Source organism: Ahniella affigens (assembly GCF_003015185.1).
GTDB classification, from domain to species: domain Bacteria; phylum Pseudomonadota; class Gammaproteobacteria; order Xanthomonadales; family Ahniellaceae; genus Ahniella; species Ahniella affigens.
Window position 1 is genome coordinate 1,510,202 of record NZ_CP027860.1, and the last position, 19,386, is coordinate 1,529,587.

Consider the following 19,386-nt stretch of genomic DNA (forward strand, 5'->3'; position numbering starts at 1 on the left):
CTCGCAAAGAAGATGGTGCCGAAACCCAGACTCGAACGAATTGGTAATGATCCTATTAGCAATGAATTCGGGCATGATTTATTGACCTACGTACCCCCAAAAATACCCCCAAAAATCGGTCATTGGCTCCACACATTCCCATTCCCTTGGATCGACCGAGATTTCAGACGAACATGCGCGCGATGCAGGCAAGGATGGTAGAAAGAGGGTAAGGCTAAGTGATCTGATCGCTACAGGTGACCTACGCAGTTGGAGTTGTCAAAGCTAGTCTGATTCGGTCTGGTTGATTTGATTGAGATCGCCTGTCAAAGGATGAATGGGGGCAGAATGCAACGTTCGAACAGGGTTTGGTTGTTGCTCACGATACTGGGTGGAGCCGTGTTTGTATTCTTGGTGGGTTTCTTCACAGGCAAGCTTTTGGAGCCGTTCGAAAATTGGTTGAATGGCCTACGTCCGGTACAAGCAATTTTTGCATTCGCTAATGCTGTCTATTGGCCTCTTGCCTTTTACGTTGCAAGCGTACTTCTCGCGTATGAACTTGGGGCCAAAGAAAAAGGGTCGAGGCCAACGTTCGAACTTGTCAGTCTAGTCCACTACAAGAATTCAGATGGAGCATTTTGCAACTTGCTTGTTGCGAACCATGGAGCGCCAGCTAGCAACTTTCGTGTGAAGGTCCTTGGACTTCATCGAGTCCATGATGGGTTCCAGCCAAATCTAGCCGGGGCTTTTCCCTTTGCGTTGATGACCCACGCGCGCGGCGGAGTCCAGCCATTGGCGAGTTTTCATCTTGGGAGTGGGGAGTCAACACAAGTAGCGCTTTGCAGAATCGATTTTGCGCTGAATGCACTTGTCATCGACCCTCAAGTCGGCGTACCAATCACGATCTTCGATTCTTCCGCTGAAGGCTATGCTGTAACCGTAGGGCTCTTTGGTGACACTTCATCCGAACGTGCAATTGTTCTGGAGATCAAGGGTCGAACAATAGACGCAAGAATCCTTAGCGAATCTGAATTTGGATCAATGAAAGCTAGATGGTCGCGCATTGCCGACAGCAAGAAGCTATGAAGCAAGACTAGGTGTCCCAAATTTGCATCCGCGTAAGATGCGCCGACTCCGACTTGAGGTAAAGATGAAGGCTCACGACAAGTATGAAGAGTTTGTGACCCAGTTGCTCCGCGAAGTCTATTGCGTCGATGCGGCGAGAGGACGCACTTTTGTCGGGAAATCCACGGGCCGAAAAATCACAGTGGACGTTTCATTCGAGACAACTACCATTGGTGGCGCGAAGGTCTTGGTGGTCTTGGAATGCAAGCATTATAGGCGCCGGGTATCTGTCGGGCATGTCGAGTCTTTCAAAACACGCATTGAGGATATCGCCGCTCACAAGGGAATTATGGTGACCACTGTCGGATATCAGTCTGGCACCGAGAAGGTTGCAGTGGCTCACGGTATAGGCCTCGCGCTACTTACACGCGATCCAAGGCCCGGGGAACTCCCTCTCCGCTACATTGTCGCGAGTTCGTCTCCCCATTTCGATCATGAACCCGAACCGACAAATGACCTTCTGCAAGGCAATATCGTAGGATTAGTTTCGAAAAGCGAAGCCGGGTTCCGATTCGACAGATTCTCGCAGCTCCTCGGGTTACTCATTGTTGACTTGAGCGCTCGCGCCACTAAAGAGTCCGGAAACACAACTGAGTCCTAGAGAGTTGGCTAACCGGGGCGGTCAATTGATCAGTTCGCAACCGTGAACCTGCGCTGCTCGCTTGAGCCAAAAGCGTGCGATGCAAGTCCCAGCCCGCTTGCTAACAGTGGACCGAACCCGGTCACCTATGGCTAGTCGGCGGTTGCGCTTCGTCGCCCCGTATCGGGCCGCGATGCGGGAGGACCCGGACCGATTGACCAAACGGCTGCTGGCTTGCAGTGTGTTCATTCGCAATTCCCCCTGCCTATCCTCATAGTGCCTTCTATTGCTATCTATATAGGGTTCCACCATTGGGACTATTCCTAGGCTCTGATAGTCCCGCTGGTGGGACTATGCTCAAAGCGCAATCGGAATCGTGCCGCCTCGGGCCTCCTGCCGGATTGGGGCTTGGAATTCGCTTTGGTCTGGATGACTAGCCCGGATTCGATGATTTCTGCTCTGTACCGATAGAATGCCGATTTCGAAAAATGGCTCCGAAAATTCGAGTGTGAGAGCACAATCTCTGCTGTGCCAGATACCCCCACCATGCGATAACAAAGGTCGACAACATTGCGGGCCTCTGGGCTTATGGACTTGTATTCCTGAGAGTCAAACAGAACGTTGGGAATGATGGTGAATCCGGAAGCTGGCCCGGAGTACGCGCTGGAAACAAGAGCGCGAATCTCGGAGTCTGGCAATGGCAGGTCACACTTCGTGGCGTTTAGTTTTGAAATGCGTGCAAGTGCCTCCTGAGGGTCCAAGCCCTGTCGGCGAAAGCCGCATGCGAGGGCAAACATGGTTGAGTTTCTTGATCCGATTTTGATTCGGTTTGCCGGGCTCGGCTGCTCAAATCTGATTAGCCCTAGCGCCTTCTGCCAATCGCCGAATTCGTAAGCTGGCAGCGGATTGCATTCGAGAACACGACTCAGAAACGGTTCGGCCTTAAGGTGCAAGAACCCTGGCAGCCTCATGACTCGCGGCAAGTCGCAAACTGACTCGTCACCGCCAAACCGCTTTGCTAGGTGCTGCTGTGCGCTTCTGAACGCTCCAAGGGGGCAGCCACTGACGCGCCAGTATGCATGAAAGCGTCCTGGCGATGATTCAATGATTGCTTGGGGTGGAAGCTCTGCAGTTCGAATCGGCGCCAGCGGAGCGCCATCCAAGTCAACGAACAAACACCGAACAGCTTTCACATTTTGCGCTCTACGTTTGCTAGACCCATCGCCCTGATTGACCATGAAGCAGATTGCGCTGCCTCGGTCGTTCAAACTTCGAAGCGTGTCCCAATGCGCGCCAATGGTCCCCTTGAGAATTCGGCTTAGTGTCCGATCCTCGCTGCGGCCTTTGGGTTCCGCGAAGGATTGAAATAGGCAATCGGCGATTCCAAGGCATTCAAGAAATCGCGTCGCTTCCTGCTGCACCGGGGTTCTTTGCTCGTACACGGCTCGTCTTCGATTCAACAGTTGTAGCCGTGTGAGCGCAAGTAAAGTGCCGCACTTTCCTGGCTCCTTTCAATCGCATCGGCCATTCGTGTCAGAACATTAGCGAGGAAGGGCCACTGGTGCGCGTCGATGCGAGTTGCGGTGGCGAGTAGGAGGACTGTCACCGCGTTCAAGATCGCCAGTTGCAGGACGTGGCCCGCACAACGGGGCGTCACGCTTTGTCTCCGTCGATTGAACCTGATTCGAGGTCCTGAAGTAGTTGTCGTATTACTGCTGCGCGCCATGCCGTGCAGCGGGGACCAATCTTGACGCCTTTCGGAAATCGTCCCGAGCGACATCCCTCCCACCATGTCGACGCGCTGACGGGAATCAGCGCGAGGACTTCAGGTAGTCTCAAGTAGCCGCCAGCGTCGAGGAGTTCACCTGCCCGGACTGCAGCGTTCTTCCATCGCTCGTTAGTGCGTCGGTTGGGCTCGCCCTTTGCGATTGCCGATTGAATGCTTGATATTGCGCGAACGGACTGCGCAAGTTGGGCCCGGCGCTTCGATGTCTCACGTTCCATACGTTCTCCAATTTGGCGCGAGGAGTTGCGCCTGGATTGGAAGCGTATGGACAGAGCGTTCATAAACGTTGCAATTGCAGTGCAATTGCAACGTTGTTCCTGCTATTGCAATGATCGACTAGCCTGCAGGTGTCTGCGGGTCTAGCGCTTATTTGTCTTGGCTGGTCGATTCTCTCTGGTCGGCTGTCGCGCCTCGTGCTTGATCATGGCGTTTGCCTTGGATAACCAATCTGCGATAGTTCGCTTGCTAATGGTCCTTTCGGCGTTCAATGCTGCGTCGATTACGCCACTCAGAACATCTGCAGCTTTGCCGTTGCTGTGTGGTTTGGATATGTCGAAGCCAGTTTGGATTGACAATGCGGCCACTATTGCCAATAGGGTGTGTTCCGCTCGACTGTCAATCTGATCATGACTGCCGTCATCTGCGCGTGCAGCTTCTGAATCAATTCGAATCTGTCGTCCGGTTTGCCTGCACCACTCTTGAAAGTCGGACAGCTTAATCATAGTCAAGCGGCGATCAATGACCCGTTTGACTGGTTGCCTCCACTCCTGTCTATCAAGCGCGAAAGTGTTCACTTCCCCGCCTGTTACTGTCTCCTTGATGACGGCCATGAGCTTAGGCGGCCGCTTTCCGCTAATCGCTTCCTCAAGGGTCCAGCCGCAAGCGGCAAGGCGCTCTCGCGCAATTCGATCTGATTCGCTTGGGCTTCTGTAGGATCGCTCTGGGTCGAGACCAGCGAGAATCGAAATTGCTTCGTGCAAGGAAATCGGGTCTCTTTGCCACGTTGTGGCGGGTGTCTTGGTCATGCGTGCCTTCTCCACGCCCTTCATGGTTCACCACGGCAGCGAGTGAAGGTTTCCCGTTTTCAGCTGGCCGGCCTAGCCGTGGTGTGGGCCATCTTATCGCGCCTGCGACTCGGAGCCGTTGCCGTGCTCGCAATGGAGGCCGAGACTAGGCGCTCGGGCTATTCATCTTTGCTGCCCTACGATCCTGCACGCTTGGCATGAATCGGCGTCACCGATGCCGGCAGGTCGAGCCCGTCGAGCCAATCGGCCCACCGTTGCATGGTGCGGACGCGCTCATCGTTGAACGCGGTGCGATCGTAGGCTTTCTGGATCGCGTCCTTTTTGGCGTGGGCCAATTGCGCTTCCAGAACATCGGCGGGAATGGCGAGCCGTTCGCGGCCGGCGGTGCGGAGCATGCCGCGAAAGCCATGGGTGGCGTGTTGGCCGCTAAAGCCCATCGATCGCAAGGCTTTGCTGAGTGCATCGCGGTGCAGGTGTGGGGTGGATTGGCGGGCAACGGGCGGGAACACAAATTCGCGGCTAAACCGTAGTTCGCGCATGCGTTCCAGCAGGGCGAGCGCTTGGGTCGGCAGGGGCACGATATGGGCATTGCGCTTTTTCATGCGCTCGGGCGGAATGCGCCATTCTGCGGCATCGGGTGCAATCTCAGACCAACGCATGGACGCGACCATGCCCGGGCGCTGCGCGGTGTAGGCACACATGAGCAAGCCGGCCCGCACAATCTCCCCCGGATAGTCGCGAATGGCGCGCATCAAATCGCCGATTTGGTCGGGCAGGGTAGCGGCCGGAATGTGGCCCTTGTCCATCTTGGGCAGAATCCCGTCCAGAACCAGCATGCGGCCTTCTTCACGCAAGCCATCGCGCATAGCATGCCGGACGATGGCGCTCAGGTATTCGCGGGCCTTGCGGGCCATTTCCGGAGCCTTCTCCGCCATGGCTCGCAGAACCGGCGTGCAATCCTTGCTGGCCAGCGTGGCAATGGGCAGCGGCCCGAGCTTGGGCAGCAGATAGCTGCGGGTCACCAGATCGGCTTTGCGGAAGCTGTCCGGCGACCAGCCCGGGCGCTTGAACGCCAGCCAGTCGGCACAGACGGCCGCGAAGGTGCCGCGAACGTCATTCTGGGTGGCTTCCCGTTCGGCCTTGCGTTGTTCGCCCGGGTCGACGCCCGATTGCAACAAGGCGCGGGCGGCGTCGCGTCGGCTTCGGGCTTCGGCCAGCGAGACTTCCGGATATACCCCCAGCGCCAGCAGTTTTTCCTTCCCGGCGTGGCGGTACTTCATGCGCCAATAGCGGGCGCGGGTCTGGGTGACTTCCAGGTAGAGCCCCAGCCCATCCCAATGTCGCCCGGGTTGGGGTTTCTTCAAGGCCACAACCGTTAATTTGTCGCGGGATTTGGCCATGTTGGGGGTATCAGTTTTCGCCCTTGCGGGCCCATACCCCCATATATACCCCCAGATGGGACCGGCTGTAAACGGACAAAGCCGGATCGTATCGGCCTAGATTGGCTGATAAATGCTTGATTTTCAGGGGATTTGTGGACCTTGCTGGACTTGCCCGGATACTGGCTTGGTGCCGAAACCCAGACTCGAACTGGGGACCTACCGCTTACAAGGCGGTTGCTCTACCAACTGAGCTATTCCGGCGCCGGGCTGCCAGGGGCAGCGAACGGGTATTGTAGCGTGTCTGTCTGTTTCGGCAAAACCCTTCTTGCTTGGGCCAGAATCGGTCCATCCTGCTCGTTCGGACCGATCTTGAGTTCACTGGTTGTCTGGACTCAGCGTTTCGCCGACACGTAATCGCCGTCGTTCACTTGGGTGTGTTATTCGCAGCTTCCGTTGGCTCTGAACTGGTGTAGGCGTTTTGGTCGTACCGAAGGTGCGCTTATTCGCGCATCAAACTGTTGTCCCGAGCCGGAGGCAGCGCTCGGCCATTCGCCGTCATGCGAGCGAAAGCTGGAAGCCAATTCGACTGTCGCACACTGGTCGTCTTTAGAAATGGATTCCAGTTTTCCAGAGCGTGTTAAGACACTGAGAGACCGGTTCGAGCAACCTGGCCGGTCGCATTCGCAAGCGATGGGTCAGCTTGCCGCGAGCTTGAACCCCGCCCCGGATCAAGTCCGGGGCGACGAATCGCGAGAATGTCCGTCGCGGCAAAACCGTTGCTTCCGACGCTAAAAAGGTGGGTTTCCCACAGAATTCCAATCCACCTCTCGTCACCCCGGACTTGATCCGGGGTGGGTTGAAGTCCTTTCAGTCGAACTGAGGCTATGTGGAAGCGCCAAGTATTGTCCTGCCCCAACGTTTTCACACAGCCGGTTTCGCTGGAATGACGACAGAAAAACAATGCCTTAGATGATGTTTGATGAGAGCGCCCTGGCACGGGCCTGCTGGTCATGGGTCCATCAGTCCTCGTTCGGCTTTCTGAAGTACAGCATCAGCGCGTAGATGCAAACAAAGCTCCCGGCCACGGGCACGAGCGCCGCCAGGGTCAATAGAACGCGGATCACCATGCTGCGGCCGGGCTGTCCGAGTAAGCGAAATACGCCGAACGCACCGAGCCACGCCAGTGTGTACGCGATGAACCGGAACGGGCTGCCGCTGAGCATGGTGGCGAATAGCAGCAGCACAAACACGCTCGATGCCCCAGCAGCCGTAAGTCCGAGCCCAATGAAATCGGGAGTGCTGTTGCTGCGGTCTGGATTGGTACCGAAGCTTGATCCGGAGCGCGCGGCTGCGGCAGTGTTGGGAGTCGCCGTACCTTTGCCGACATCATTGGTCCGATGCGCCATCGCATTGCCGCTGATACTGCCCGGACCGACTGTAGACACCGGCGTGTAACCGGGGGCCGAGCCATGCCGCTCGGCCATCGTGCTCAACACTTGTCCGGGTGTGGACAGGCGCTTGCCGAGCTCGGCGTAGCTGCCGGCGCCTGCGATCACGCCTTGGCGGCCCGCTTCGGCCACGCCTTTCGCGTGCGCGATCACCATCAGCGCATTCGATGCCGCCAAGTCTTTCGTGACTCCTGCGCCATTGCGATACGCCATGCCGAGCATGAACAGCCCCTGGGCGTGACCGCGATCGGCCGCGCGGGCGAACCAGGCAAGTGCTTTGGTGACGTCTTTAGGAACGCCGTCGCCGTTTTGGTAGCACACGCCCAGGTTGAACATCGCGTTCTCCGAGCCGAGATCAGCGCCCTTCTGAAACGCCGCTGCCGCCGTCGGAAAGTCGCGTGGCACGCGCTCGCCGATGATGAATTCGCCGCCAATTTCGACCCAAGCCTCCGCATCGCCGGCTTCAGCGCGCCGCTTCAATGCGGCCAGGTCGAAACCGCTTGCAGCGACACCCGTTGGCGCTGGGGGCGATGGCTGGTCGGTGGCTTCGTGATCCATCGGGACCAAGCTGAGCTTGCTCGTGCCGGCCGTGGTTGGCGCCGCTGCGGCAGCGGTTGACGCGGGCGCTGGCGGCTTAGGACTCGCGCCGGCGCTGTTCGACCCATGGCGCTGTCGGACTTCCTGCCATTGCTTGAAGCGCTGATCGAGCACGGCCGCCATGCGATCGAAGTTCGCCCAGGTATCGGGCAGGCTGCATGTATCTGCCACCGGGCACCCGGTGTCGGGCAAATCCCGCTGGAAGGCACGCGCGAAATCTTTGCTGAAATACTTTTCGTAATAGGCCTGCGTGAACGCGTTGCCAAGCTCGTTGAAGTCATCGCTGTACAGCTTGCCGTCACAGTGATCAAACAGAACGGTCTGGCCGGTGGTGGTGCGCTGTTGCAGTTGGTCCTTGACGCCACTTGGTTCGTCGTATTCGGCGCTGCCGAGGCCGCGCAGTATGGCCCAAGCCAGATACATCCCGAGGTGCGTGCCGGCCGCTTCGTTGTCGAGGTCCCGTTCGAAGTTCAGAAAGTAGTATTCGGCGTCGTCGTATTTCATGCAGAATCTGGTGGCAGCGGAACCCGATATGGTGCCCATTCGGCTCCCAAAAAACGAGAAGGCGGCAGCACTTTGATTCAGAGCCATGGAGCGTTGCCAACACGTTTCATGGCTCTGCTGCTGAATGATATTTGCAATGTCGACCTTGCGCCGCGGGCAGATCATCGTATGCTCAGAGACCGTGCGACCGGTGTAGCAAGCGCTCGCTGAACCACCCTTTCAATGCAGTCAACGACTATGAGCGATCAGCACACCACCTTCGCAGGTCAGTCGGTAGCAAACAGCGAACCGGCCATGCCTGCAGAAATCGGTCCTTACCGCATCGTCCGGACGATAGGCCGGGGCGGCATGGGGATCGTTTATCTGGGTGAAAGCAGTCTGCCCAAGCGGCAGGCGGCCATCAAGCTGATGCTGACTGATCGCTTCGACACTGAAGGTGTGGCCCGCTTCCGTCGCGAGATGGATGTGCTCGCCCGTCTGGATCACCCAGGTATCGCGCGGTTGTTTGAGGCCGGTAGTTTGAGCGACGAGGGCGGGAACCGGCCTTGGTTTGCGATGGAATACATTGAGGGTCAGTCGCTCGATGACTACGTGCGCGAACAGAAGCTCAATCATCGGCAAATCTTTGGGCTGGTCGGACAAATCGCCAAAGCGCTGCATTATGCGCATCAGCGCGGCGTCATTCACCGCGACATCAAACCCGCTAACATTCTGGTAGACCGTCAGGGCCAACCCAAGATTCTCGATTTCGGCATCGCCCGCCTGAGCGAAGGGGGCGAGGCGGTGGGGATCAAGACGCGCTTCGGCCAGATCATCGGTACGCTCGCGTATATGAGCCCGGAGCAGTTCAGCGGTGCGCATCAAGCCGATGTGCGGTCTGACGTGTACGCGCTGGGCGTGGTTTTGTACCAGTTGTTGTCAGGGCAGCTGCCAATTTCGATTGGCACCACGAGCTTGCTTGAAGCGATCAAGGAGGTCACTGAAGGTCGGCGCACGCCGTTGAGCGAGCGACAGCCGCAGTTCAAGGGCGAAGTCGAACTCATCGTCGAGACCGCGTGTCAGCGGGACGTGGAGCACCGATACGACAGTGCGGCGAGCTTTGCGCAAGACTTGGAAGCCTATTTGCGCAATCGCCCGCTCAGTGCCAGAAAGCCGAGTCTGGCCTATGTGTTTGGCAAGTTCGTTCGCCGCAATCCGCTCATTGCGGGCGCGCTCGCGCTGGCGGTCGTGTCGCTCGTTGTCGCCACGATCTGGTCTTCGATTGCAGCGGATCGTGCGCTTCGTGCCGAGCTCGCTGCCACGCAACGCGCGCAGGAAACGGAAGCGGTGATGGGGCTTCTGACTGACGCGATCCGCGAGGCCGCTCCGGATCAAGCGCGTGGTAAGGATCTCCGACTATCGGAAGTGCTGGAATCATTGAGCCAGAGCCGCATGTCTGATGTGGCGCCGGGTGTGGGCATTCGGCTGCGCGAGACGCTCTTCGAATCGCGGTTGGCACTGGCTGACTACGACGCCGCAACCTTGGAACTAGACCAGCTGGACAAACTGTGCGGGTCTGATGCGAGCCATCCCTCCTGCTGGCTGAACGGCGCCCGCCGCGGCCGCTTCCTCGCGCTGGCCGGCAAGTCCGAGCAGGCGCTCCCGTTCATGCAACAAGCAATCAGTACTGCGAAGACGCGAACCGACTTAGATCCTGAAATACTCAAGGGCCTTGAGGTCGAATATGCCGATGCGCTGAACCAAACGGGTCAAAGCGAAAAGAGCATTGCGCTCCTGCGCGAGATTATCGCGCGTCCAGCTGCGCCCGGTACGCTCGATGCGCGGAAGCAATTGCAGCGCGTCAATCTGCTGAGCGATGCATTAGGCGAGTTCGGCAAGCTCGACGAAGCCGAGCAAGCTCTGGCGCGAGCCATTCCCGATGCGGAGGCAGCGCTCGGCGCCGATCACCCCACGGTGATTCTGGCGCGCAATTCGCTGATCACGTATCGGTTTGATCGCGACGACTACGCCGGTGCGATCACCGAATTCTCGGAACTGCTGAAGGTGGCAGAGCAGTCACTCGGGCCCGAGCATCGAGTCACCATGACGATTCTCGGTAACCTGGCTGCAGCCCGCGGCATGAACCGTGAGTTCGATGCGGCCGTAGCATTATTCATGCGTCGGGACGAAGTATTTGCCAAGCGGTATACCCGCGATTGGCGGAGCCGACTGAACAACATCGTCAATTTGGCTTCGATGCAGATTCAGCGCAATGAATTTCAAGAGGGGCTCGATCGCGTCGATGGCGCCCTGAAAGCCGTACCGGCCGATGCCAGCCTGAGCCCGGAGTGGGGCAACGCTTTGAACTGGCGCGCAACGTTTCTGCGCCGACTGGGTCGCTTGGATGAGGCCGAAGCGCAATATCGGGAATTGATTGGCAAGTTCGTCGCGAGTTTCGGCGAAGGTGACATTCAATTGACGCGGTACCGGATGCGCCTCGCGGGCACATTAGTCGATCAGAAGAACTTTGCCGAGGCGCAAACGTTGCTCGATCAAACGTTGCCAATTCTGATTGAGACCTACGGCGAATCGCACAACACGGTGATTGAGGCGCGCGGCTACCTTGATCAGATCAAGGCGGCTGCGGGCAAGTAGCCCGCAACGATTGCAGTTGCGCTCAGAGCTTTCGATCAATCGCGTAATCTGCGAGTCCGAGCAATGCCAGCTTGTATGGCGATGCCGGCAACACATCCAGAGCCTGCCGCGCTTCCGTGGCAAGTTGGCGTGCACGTTGCTGGCTGTAGGCGATCGCCCCAGTTCGATGGATCGCCGCAATGACGTTCTGCAAATCATCGAGGCCGCCGGTTTCGATGACGCGACGTAGCGTTGCCGCTTCGTCGGCTGGCGCGTGACTCAGCGCGTGAATCAATGGCAGTGTTGGTTTGCCTTCAGCGAGATCGTCGCCGATGTTCTTGCCAAGCGTTTCGGCATCAGAGACGTAGTCGAGCACGTCGTCGGCGATCTGGAATGCGAGGCCGAGCTTCATGCCGTAGTCGGCAATGGCGTGCTCCACCAAGGCGTCGGCATCGAGCAGGATCGCTGCGACGCGACAGGCCGCCTCGAACAGTACGGCGGTCTTGCGCTCAATCACGCGGAAGTACGCGGCTTCATCGGTTTCCGCGTTGCCGATGTGCATCAACTGCAACACTTCACCTTCGGCGATCCGGTTGGTGGTTTCGGCCATCACATCCATGATCCGCATGCGTTTCAGCTCGACCATCATTTGGAACGCGCGCGAGTACAGATAGTCACCCACCAGCACGCTGGCGGCGTTGCCGAACACGGCATTGGCGGTGCGGCGGCCGCGACGGAGGTCGGATTCGTCCACGACGTCGTCGTGCAGCAACGTTGCGGTGTGAATGAACTCGATGATGGCGGCGGCGAGCAGATGGTCCTCACCGTCCGCACCCAGCGCCCGCGCCGCGAGCACACACAACATGGGCCGGAGCCGCTTGCCGCCACCAGCGACGATGTGCTCGGCGACTTGGTTGACCAGCACCACGTCGGACGCCAACCGCGAGCGGATCAAGGTATTGACCCGGGACATGTCGGCTGCGGCCAAATCCTGAATTCCGGAGAAGGTCAGTGGGGCGAGCGTGGAGGCGGGCGATTCGAGCGTTGCGGACACAGTCGGCAGAAATGGGGAGATGAATCAGGACATTATAGCCTCTCGCCGGTCCGGCTGCTGCAATGCCACATTGGTTTGAAGCTGACCGCTGGCGCCGTCGCTCCGGTCAGACGGAAAGGGGCTGGACTCAGAAATTTCTGAGCGCAATTCCGAATGCTCCGAGGCCCTTTTCAGTCAATGGCTTAGGGCGCCGGGGCTGGCGTCTGTTAGGCTTCATCTCCCAAGCCGTCCGACAGCAGCAGCGGCTGGTCCGCCAGCTCGGCATGCACCGGATCGAGTCCGATCTATGGTCCGGCGCCGAGGCCGACCAGGCCTGTGACCGGGCGGGCAATCGGACCTAGCGCCGCGCAGGCGGGCAGGGCAACATTTCAACTGAGAGCTTTCCGAGGAAGTGAGGATTTATGGCACGTGGTATCAACAAGGTGATTCTGGTCGGCAATCTGGGCGCGGATCCTGAAACGCGCTACACCACCAACGGTGGCGCCATCACCACCATCAAGATCGCGACCTCGGAGTCGTGGAAAGACAAGCAGACCGGTGAAAACCAGGAACGCACCGAGTGGCATCGCGTGAAGTTTTTCGGCCGCCTGGCCGAGATTGCTGGCGAGTACCTGAAGAAGGGCCGTCAAGTCTACGTTGAAGGCTCCTTGCGCACAGACAAGTACACCGACAAGGAAGGCGTCGAGCGTTACACCACCGACATCATCGCGAACGAAATGCAGATGCTGGGCGGCCCAGGCGGCGGCGGTGGCGAAGGCGGCGGCCGTGAAGGTGGTCGCGAAGGTGGTCGCGAAGGTGGCAGCGGACGCGGCGAGCGTAGCGGTGGTGGCGGGTACGAGAGCCGAGGCGGCGGCGGTAACTACGAAAACCGCGGTGGCGGTGGTGGCTACAGCAATCGCAACAACGACGCACCCCGCAATGCACCCGCGCCGCAGCCGTCGAGTGCGCCGTTCGAGGACGATGAGATTCCGTTCTGATATTCAGAACAGTCTGGAACTCGCTGAAAAGGCTTGCAACCGTGTGTTGCAGGCCTTTTTCTTTGGTCGATTGGGTGCCGAGGAGGTGCCGCCGTTCGCGGGTTGGTCGCGCTCAACTTGCGCGTGTCGATGCGTCGCGAGGTTCGAGAAGCCATGGCGGCTGGCGCATCATGTCATCGGCGCACAATCGTATGGCTGTCTCGGTTGTGTGTGATTCCTGGTCAACTAGACTGCCTGATGACTTCGGGGTACGCATTGCGTCCGCTGAAGCAACGCCGTTGGTTTACTACCGCCGGCGCCATTGGACAATTGCGAGTGTGTTCCTCATGATCAAGAAGTCACTTCGATTGGTGTGCTTGGGTTTAGTCTGGTCGATTGCTCCAGTCGCGCTTGCTGATGATGCGAAGGCGCTTCGACCGGCAACGCTGGCGGTGATTGTGCATGATCCGTCAGGCTTGCAAGTAGACGCACCGCCTATGTACGGCAGCGGCTATGCCGATGCCATTGGTGGCATGGGCGGACAGATCGCAAAGGAAATTCAGTTGGCGCGAGAGCGCAAGCTGCGCGAGAAGGCGCTTGGTCCTGCTTGGGAAGCGCTGAATCACGAGTTGCTCGATGCGCGGATGGCAAGAATCGCCGCATGTTTTGTGGACCGGGAGCGTTTGGCACCGGACGGGCAAGTTAAGACCATGAAATCGTTCGGTACGGGTATGGCGATGTTCTTGAAGCGCTTTACGCCCGGAATCGTGATGGTCTATGACGTGAAGATGGGTTTGACCTCGGAACTCAACGAGCTGTACTTCAAGGTCGAAGAAACGATTTGGGACTATCGGTATCGGGCCAAGTCCAAGCGTGAGTTGAAGCGTATTCCGAAAGACGAGGTGGCGTGGCATCGGCCGATCATGTTGTCGACGGTCACGCATCAGTACATCCATTCGACCGTGCCGCGGCCGGAGCCGACGTGGAGCATGCTCCAGGACTATTCCGGGGCACAGCAAGGTTCGACGCAGAATGCAGACAGCACCTTCGTGCCAAGCTTCGATTACTCTGGTGCGCTGTGGAGCGCCGACGGTGGTGTGTTGTTGCAGCAGAAGATCGAAGAGGGCCTGAGTACGTTGGAGCATCAGGCCAATGAGTTTGCCGGGACAAATTGCACGGGATCGGTGCATTGACTAAACAGCCTCGTAGGCGTCATGGGATCTCGTCACTGCGCTGCATGTTCCAAGTTTATTGTGGGAGCGGCTTCAGCCGCGAACGGTGATGCCGCAAGCTTTGTTCGGGCCTGAAGGCCCTCCCACAAAAGGCGATCAGGTCTTGCGGCGAGCTTGGTTTGGAGCGGTGGTTTTGTGGGAGCGGCTTCAGCCGCGAACGGTGATGCGACAAGATTAGTTCGGGCCTGAAGGCCCTCCCACAAAAGGCGAACAGGTCTTGCGGCGAGCTTGGTTTGGAGCGGTGGTTTTTGTGGGAGCGGCTTCAGCCGCGAACCAGATCGCTGCAAATCCGACGCGAATCCACGACGAGTCAGCAGCGTTTGCTTCGCCAATGTCCAGCGACTAACTGGAGATGCTGTAACCATGCCGGCAATGTGGCATCAGCAGGCGGCGTTTCTGAATAAAGATCCGATGGAATTGAAGCACCAAAGTTCGCACACGCAGGCACGGACAATAGTTCCCCCAGCAGCGCGACTTCGGGCGCTTCTGGTGACGCCGTCTGGACAGAATCACGTGCTGCAGACAGCGCTGCGCGGGCGACGGTGTCGTTCGGATCGGCAACGAATCTGGCGATTTGGGCATTGAGTTCGAAGCGTTGCCGGAACGGATGATCTGGCGCCTCGAACAAGTGCCTCGCAATGTCGCGTGACGCATTGAACGCCGTCTGCGTCTGCTGCCAGTTACCCACCAGCGCGGCGCTAATGCCCGCGAGTTCCTGCCAGAACGCGGTCTCTAGATGATCTCGGCCATAGAACGCGGTGGCCGCATCGCTGGCAGTGGCGATTTCAGTTCGAAGCGCGGCGAACGCTTCGCGTGTGCGCGCTAACTCCAACTTTGAGCTCAGACTTGCACGCCGAATGCTCCAACTCAAATCCGCATCCGGCGGCTGTAGTGCATTGGCGACAGGTTCGGCGCGATCAAAATAGGTCACCGCCGCTTGGTGCTCGAATCGGCTCGCACGGTCACCACCAAGATTCAGGAGCAGCAACGCATACGCGCGCGACGTCGGATGTGACGTGGCGAGTACCGACAGCGCGCGCTCGAAAAGCTGATCCGCGTCATCCTGCTTGCCCATCGTCGCCAACGCCAGCGCCGCATTCTGCAGCATGCCGGCATAGCGTTCGGAATGGGTTTCGTGTTCAGACTCCAGCAGGGCGATGGCGGCTTCTGAGCGCGCGAGCGATTCCGGTACGCGGTCGAGTTGATACAGCACCGCCGCATGAGTACGCAGCGCATCGAGCAGTTCGGCGACAGGCTTTGGCGACTCGCGCTGCATGCGTTCAATCGCAGCCGCAAGCAACGGCTCAGCCTCGGCGACCATGCCAAGATCGGTGTAGACGCGGCCGGTGACCATTTGCAGCAAGCCGCGCGTGTCGGCGTTGAGACTTGGATCGGTTTCGAGTCGTCCCGCACTCGCTTCAAGGAGTTCCCGCGCGGTGATGCTGCCTTCGCGCGAGGCACCGGGATCGGCGTTGCGAAATAGGTCGACAAAGTAGTCGGCGACTGCGCGTGCGCGATCACGCTGTCGTGCTGTTTCCGCCAGCTGTGCATCCAGCCGCCACACGTGCCAGGTGATCAGCACCGGTATTAGCATTGCGGCTGCCAATCCGAATCGCCAGCGCCAAAGCCAACGCTTGGCGAGATAGCCGCGTTCATCGCCACGAGCGAGAACCACATCGCCGGCCAGCCAGCGATTCAAGTCGGCGACCAATTCCTGGGCCGAGCCGTAACGGTCAGCCGGGGGCTTCCGCAACAATTTGAGCGTGATCGCGTCGAGATCAGCCACATGGAGCGCGCCGTGCGCGAGTTGGCAGCGCCGCGACGGCGGCTCGGGTTGTACATTGGCAATCGCCAAGCTCAAGGCTGCTGGGTTCTCGGCGCCATCGTAAGGCGAACGCGCTGCGATCAATTCGTACAGCATCACGCCGATGGCATACAGATCGCAGCCGGGGCCGAGTACACCTTGTTGGACTTGCTCAGGCGCGGCGTAGCGCAGCGTCATCAGGCTGAAGCCAGTGGTGGTATCGGATCGGTAGGTATCGCTCTGATCCAACAGCTTGGCAATGCCGAAGTCGAGCACACGGACTTCGCGATTGCCATCGACGAGGACGTTTGCGGGCTTTAAGTCGCGGTGAATGATCAGCTGGGCATGCGCATGGCCAATGGCCTCGGCGAGATCGCGAATCAGACGTACGCGATCGACCAATGACGCTTGTTGTGCCGCACACCAATGGTCGATTCTGAGTCCGTCGATCCAGGGCGTCAGCAGGTAGGGTCGATCCTCAGAGTCGACGCCCGCATCGATCAGCGGCACGATGTTTGGATGGCTGAGCCGCGCCAGCACGGCGCGCTCCTGGTCAAAGCGTCGACGCATCTGCGCATCTAGCGGCGCATCAAGATGCGAGCGATGAATCTGCTTCAATGCGAGGATCTGGTCGGGTTGTGCGTCGCGATGGACTTTCCACACCTGCCCCATGCCGCCTGCACCCGCGGCCGCTATGACGCAGAAGCCGGGAATGTCGGGGGTGACTTGATCAACTGTGATCGGCGTTGCTTCGGCAGCGATGTTGGCGCGCATGCGAGCCAACCGCTTTGACATGATTCGAGCCAGATCCGGATCGCTCTCGGCGAGCGTTTGCAAGTACGCGTCCTGAGCGTCTGCCGAGCGATCAAGCAAGGCCTCAAACGCCTGCTTCAGCTGCCAATAATCTGGGCGGCTCACCAGCTCACGCCTCGATTTGCTCGCGCAGCCATTCAACGGCATGCGCCCAGTCGCGGTTGACGGCTGAAGGGTGCAGGCCCATCGCTTCAGCGGTCTCGGCAATGGTCATGCCGGCAAATACTCGCAGTGACACCACATCGGCCGCGCGCGGGTCGAGCGTGGACAACTGCTCCAGCAGATCATCGAGTTCGAGCAACTGTGTGGGCTCTTGCACATTGAGCTGCAGATCAGCTTCGGTGAGCACGTCCAGCGACAACAACGAGTCGCCCGCATCGCGTTTTTGTGCTGACTTGTGGCGCGCGCGATCGATCAATATCTGGCGCATGGCGCGTGCGACCACGCTGCAAAAATGGCTGCGGTCGTTGACTTGCGGCGCGCGGCTCCCAACAAACTTCAGCAACGCTTCGTTGACTAGCGCCGTGGTTTGGAGCGTGTCGTGGCCCGAATGCTGGCGCAGGGCGGCGCGCGCTAGGCGTTTGAGCTCGTGGTAAAGGCGCGCCAACACGCGGTCGCGCGCAACGGAGTCGCCCGCCTGCCATTCCTGCAGCCAGCCTGTGACCTCGGTATCTGATTCGTGCATGATCAAAGCATCTGGGCACGTCGGGCCCGTTCAACGCTTGATTATGGACGAGTTCGTTCGAGGAAATAAGCTGCATACTGCTCATTCGAAGCCGTTGCTCAGGACATCTTCAGGCGCCAGTAAACGGGCTGCGAACGCGTTGCGGGGATTCAACGCGCAGGTCGTTGCATGGATCCCTGCAACAACGGGCCGATTGAGCCAGTTGCTGAAGCGCACCGGACGCTGCAACGGCGGCGCCCCATTCGCGCAGGGGGTTGCGGTGCGATAGGCGAATTGGGTCGCCCCATTTTGGCCAAAGCGTGTATCGACGCGGTCACCACTCGAATCGGCGCCGAGTTCGATGATGGCGGCGTAAGTCGCAAGTTCGAAGTTGCCGCTCTGATCGCCGATCGGCGCCCCAAACAACACGCGATTGTCGCTGGTGGGAATCGCGATGGCCCGACCGGGGTAGGGCGACAGAGTCGGCTCGAAATCGCTAACCGGGCTGGGCAACGGTAGTGGCACGACGGAGGCACCCGTGGTCCGAAACACCACCAATCGTGGTTGGTACGCGCCACCGGGTTGACTCTGTGGGACATACTTGCCAGCCACCACCATGATTCCATTGGGGAGTACGCGACCGCCGTCGACAATATAGTTGCCGTCGCTGCCGACAAACGTCTGTACGACGTTGCCGGTCGCGACGTCCAATTCGGTTCGGAACCAACTGTTGAACGGCGTGGACGTTGGATTGCCGCCACCAACCATCCAGATGCGACCATTGGGTCCGATATTCGCTGAGGTGGCGTACACGGGTGTGACGCCGGTCAGTGTGTCGTACAAGCGGACGAACGCAACGCTGCCATTGCTGTCGACGCGCACCAGCCCAGGCCGGGACGATCCATCCGCCCGATAAACGCGACCGGTCACCAGACTACTGCCATCGGCCTCCAGATTCAGGCCCAGCGGAAACTCCAAGTCACCGAGCCCGCTGGCATGCTCATCGAAGTCAACGGTGAGTATGCCGGTCGACGCAAAGCTGGTATCCAGTGTGCCGTTGGCATTCAGTCGGAGCAATTGCACGTTGGTGTCCGTGCCCGCGCCCGGGACCATGCGGACCACCAACATGCGGCCATCGCTCATGCAAGAAACCTTGCCTTCGTCATAGCTCGAAGGAGGCACAACGGTGTTGACCAAACCGTTGGTCCCGAAGCTGGTGTCCGACGTGCCATCCGGCTGCAGCCGAAAAATGGTCAGCAGCTGCTCGCTGCTTGACGTCACGACATTCAGGCGGTTGCCGGACGTGGCACACGCACCAAGCCCCAGATAGCGCGCTTGGCCGTTGGCGGGATCGCGCAGGCTGGCAATGCCATTTGTGCCGAAAGCACGGTTGATCCCAGCATTCTGGGCGCTGGCAACCGACGCCAGAACCAGCGCGATCAACAGAATTGTGGCGCGCAAAAAATCGAACTTGGCCGTGCGGAACTGGTCGTGCTTCATCGTGATCTCCAGGGATTTAACTGGAGATACGATGTTTCGCCGAGATTTCTCCGCGCGCTCGAACCGGCCAGCGCCAACCTGTGCCCGGGACGCCGCTCAAGGAATATCAATCAAGGCATTTCTGTTGTGGTCGTTCTAGCGAAGCAGACCGTGCAAAAACTTCGGAGCAAAAGATCTTTCGTGGTTCGAACAAAGTCTTTGTTTATCGGAAAGTACGTCAACCTCACCCCGGATCAAGTCCGGGGTGACGAGAGGTCGCTTGAGACAGTTTGGGAAACCGCTCCTTGCCGCATTCCGAAATGTCAGGTCTTCTAAGACAACGAC

Annotated in this window: 14 protein-coding genes and 1 tRNA gene; 5 read left to right on the plus strand and 10 right to left on the minus strand. The window is 59.0% G+C overall.

The window, feature by feature from the left end; translation table 11 throughout:
• Window positions 1–327: 327 nt before the first annotated feature.
• On the plus strand, window positions 328–1,065 hold the full coding sequence (locus tag C7S18_RS05715) for a hypothetical protein (RefSeq protein WP_146151775.1): 738 nt from the start codon (window positions 328–330) through the stop codon (window positions 1,063–1,065).
• 64 nt (window positions 1,066–1,129) lie between these two features.
• A complete protein-coding gene (locus tag C7S18_RS25270) occupies window positions 1,130–1,705 on the plus strand; it encodes a restriction endonuclease (protein ID WP_170113136.1) in 576 nt (191 codons plus the stop codon).
• 302 nt (window positions 1,706–2,007) lie between these two features.
• Here C7S18_RS25270 and C7S18_RS25275 read toward each other — a convergent pair whose 3' ends face one another.
• From C7S18_RS25275 to C7S18_RS05755, 6 genes are all read right to left on the minus strand, one after another.
• The gene (locus C7S18_RS25275) at window positions 2,008–2,922 is read right to left on the minus strand and encodes a primase alpha helix C-terminal domain-containing protein (protein WP_425481116.1); all 915 of its coding nucleotides are present in this window, start codon (window positions 2,920–2,922) and stop codon (window positions 2,008–2,010) included.
• Window positions 2,923–3,337: 415 nt separating this feature from the next.
• Window positions 3,338–3,751 carry a helix-turn-helix transcriptional regulator gene (locus tag C7S18_RS05735; RefSeq protein WP_338022138.1) on the minus strand — a complete coding sequence of 138 codons (414 nt, stop codon included), beginning with the start codon at window positions 3,749–3,751 and terminating at the stop codon, window positions 3,338–3,340.
• A gap of 78 nt (window positions 3,752–3,829) precedes the next feature.
• The gene (locus tag C7S18_RS05740) at window positions 3,830–4,495 is read right to left on the minus strand and encodes a hypothetical protein (RefSeq protein ID WP_146151776.1); all 666 of its coding nucleotides are present in this window, start codon (window positions 4,493–4,495) and stop codon (window positions 3,830–3,832) included.
• A gap of 176 nt (window positions 4,496–4,671) precedes the next feature.
• On the minus strand, window positions 4,672–5,895 hold the full coding sequence (locus C7S18_RS05745; RefSeq protein ID WP_206207981.1) for a tyrosine-type recombinase/integrase: 1,224 nt from the start codon (window positions 5,893–5,895) through the stop codon (window positions 4,672–4,674).
• Between the two features lie 167 nt (window positions 5,896–6,062).
• A tRNA-Thr gene (locus C7S18_RS05750) sits at window positions 6,063–6,138 on the minus strand.
• Between the two features lie 758 nt (window positions 6,139–6,896).
• Window positions 6,897–8,426, minus strand: a complete 1,530-nt coding sequence (locus C7S18_RS05755; protein WP_170113137.1) for a tetratricopeptide repeat protein — start codon at window positions 8,424–8,426, stop codon at window positions 6,897–6,899.
• A 294-nt stretch (window positions 8,427–8,720) separates the two neighbouring features.
• Between C7S18_RS05755 and C7S18_RS05760 the strand changes: the two genes are divergently transcribed.
• Entirely contained in the window at window positions 8,721–11,060 is a 2,340-nt protein-coding gene (locus C7S18_RS05760; RefSeq protein ID WP_170113138.1) for a serine/threonine-protein kinase, read from the plus strand.
• 22 nt (window positions 11,061–11,082) lie between these two features.
• On the opposite strand, the gene C7S18_RS05765 is transcribed toward C7S18_RS05760, so the two are convergent.
• Window positions 11,083–12,012, minus strand: coding sequence for a polyprenyl synthetase family protein (locus tag C7S18_RS05765; RefSeq protein WP_106893933.1), 930 nt, complete (start codon window positions 12,010–12,012; stop codon window positions 11,083–11,085).
• 482 nt (window positions 12,013–12,494) lie between these two features.
• Here C7S18_RS05765 and ssb point away from each other — a divergent pair, with 482 nt between their 5' ends.
• The gene (ssb, locus tag C7S18_RS05775; protein WP_106890663.1) at window positions 12,495–13,070 is read left to right on the plus strand and encodes a single-stranded DNA-binding protein; all 576 of its coding nucleotides are present in this window, start codon (window positions 12,495–12,497) and stop codon (window positions 13,068–13,070) included.
• Window positions 13,071–13,396: 326 nt separating this feature from the next.
• Complete coding sequence (locus tag C7S18_RS05785; protein ID WP_106890665.1) at window positions 13,397–14,242, plus strand: hypothetical protein; 846 nt, start codon at window positions 13,397–13,399, stop codon at window positions 14,240–14,242.
• 349 nt (window positions 14,243–14,591) lie between these two features.
• On the opposite strand, the gene C7S18_RS05790 is transcribed toward C7S18_RS05785, so the two are convergent.
• The 3 genes from C7S18_RS05790 to C7S18_RS05800 form a co-directional block, all read right to left on the minus strand.
• A complete protein-coding gene (locus C7S18_RS05790) occupies window positions 14,592–17,003 on the minus strand; it encodes a serine/threonine-protein kinase (RefSeq protein ID WP_170113139.1) in 2,412 nt (803 codons plus the stop codon).
• Between the two features lie 4 nt (window positions 17,004–17,007).
• A complete protein-coding gene (locus C7S18_RS05795) occupies window positions 17,008–17,583 on the minus strand; it encodes an ECF-type sigma factor (RefSeq protein ID WP_106890667.1) in 576 nt (191 codons plus the stop codon).
• Window positions 17,584–17,664: 81 nt separating this feature from the next.
• Window positions 17,665–19,062 (minus strand): delta-60 repeat domain-containing protein, encoded by a 1,398-nt coding sequence (locus tag C7S18_RS05800; RefSeq protein WP_106890668.1) that lies wholly within the window; start codon window positions 19,060–19,062, stop codon window positions 17,665–17,667.
• Between the last annotated feature and the right edge of the window lie 324 nt (window positions 19,063–19,386).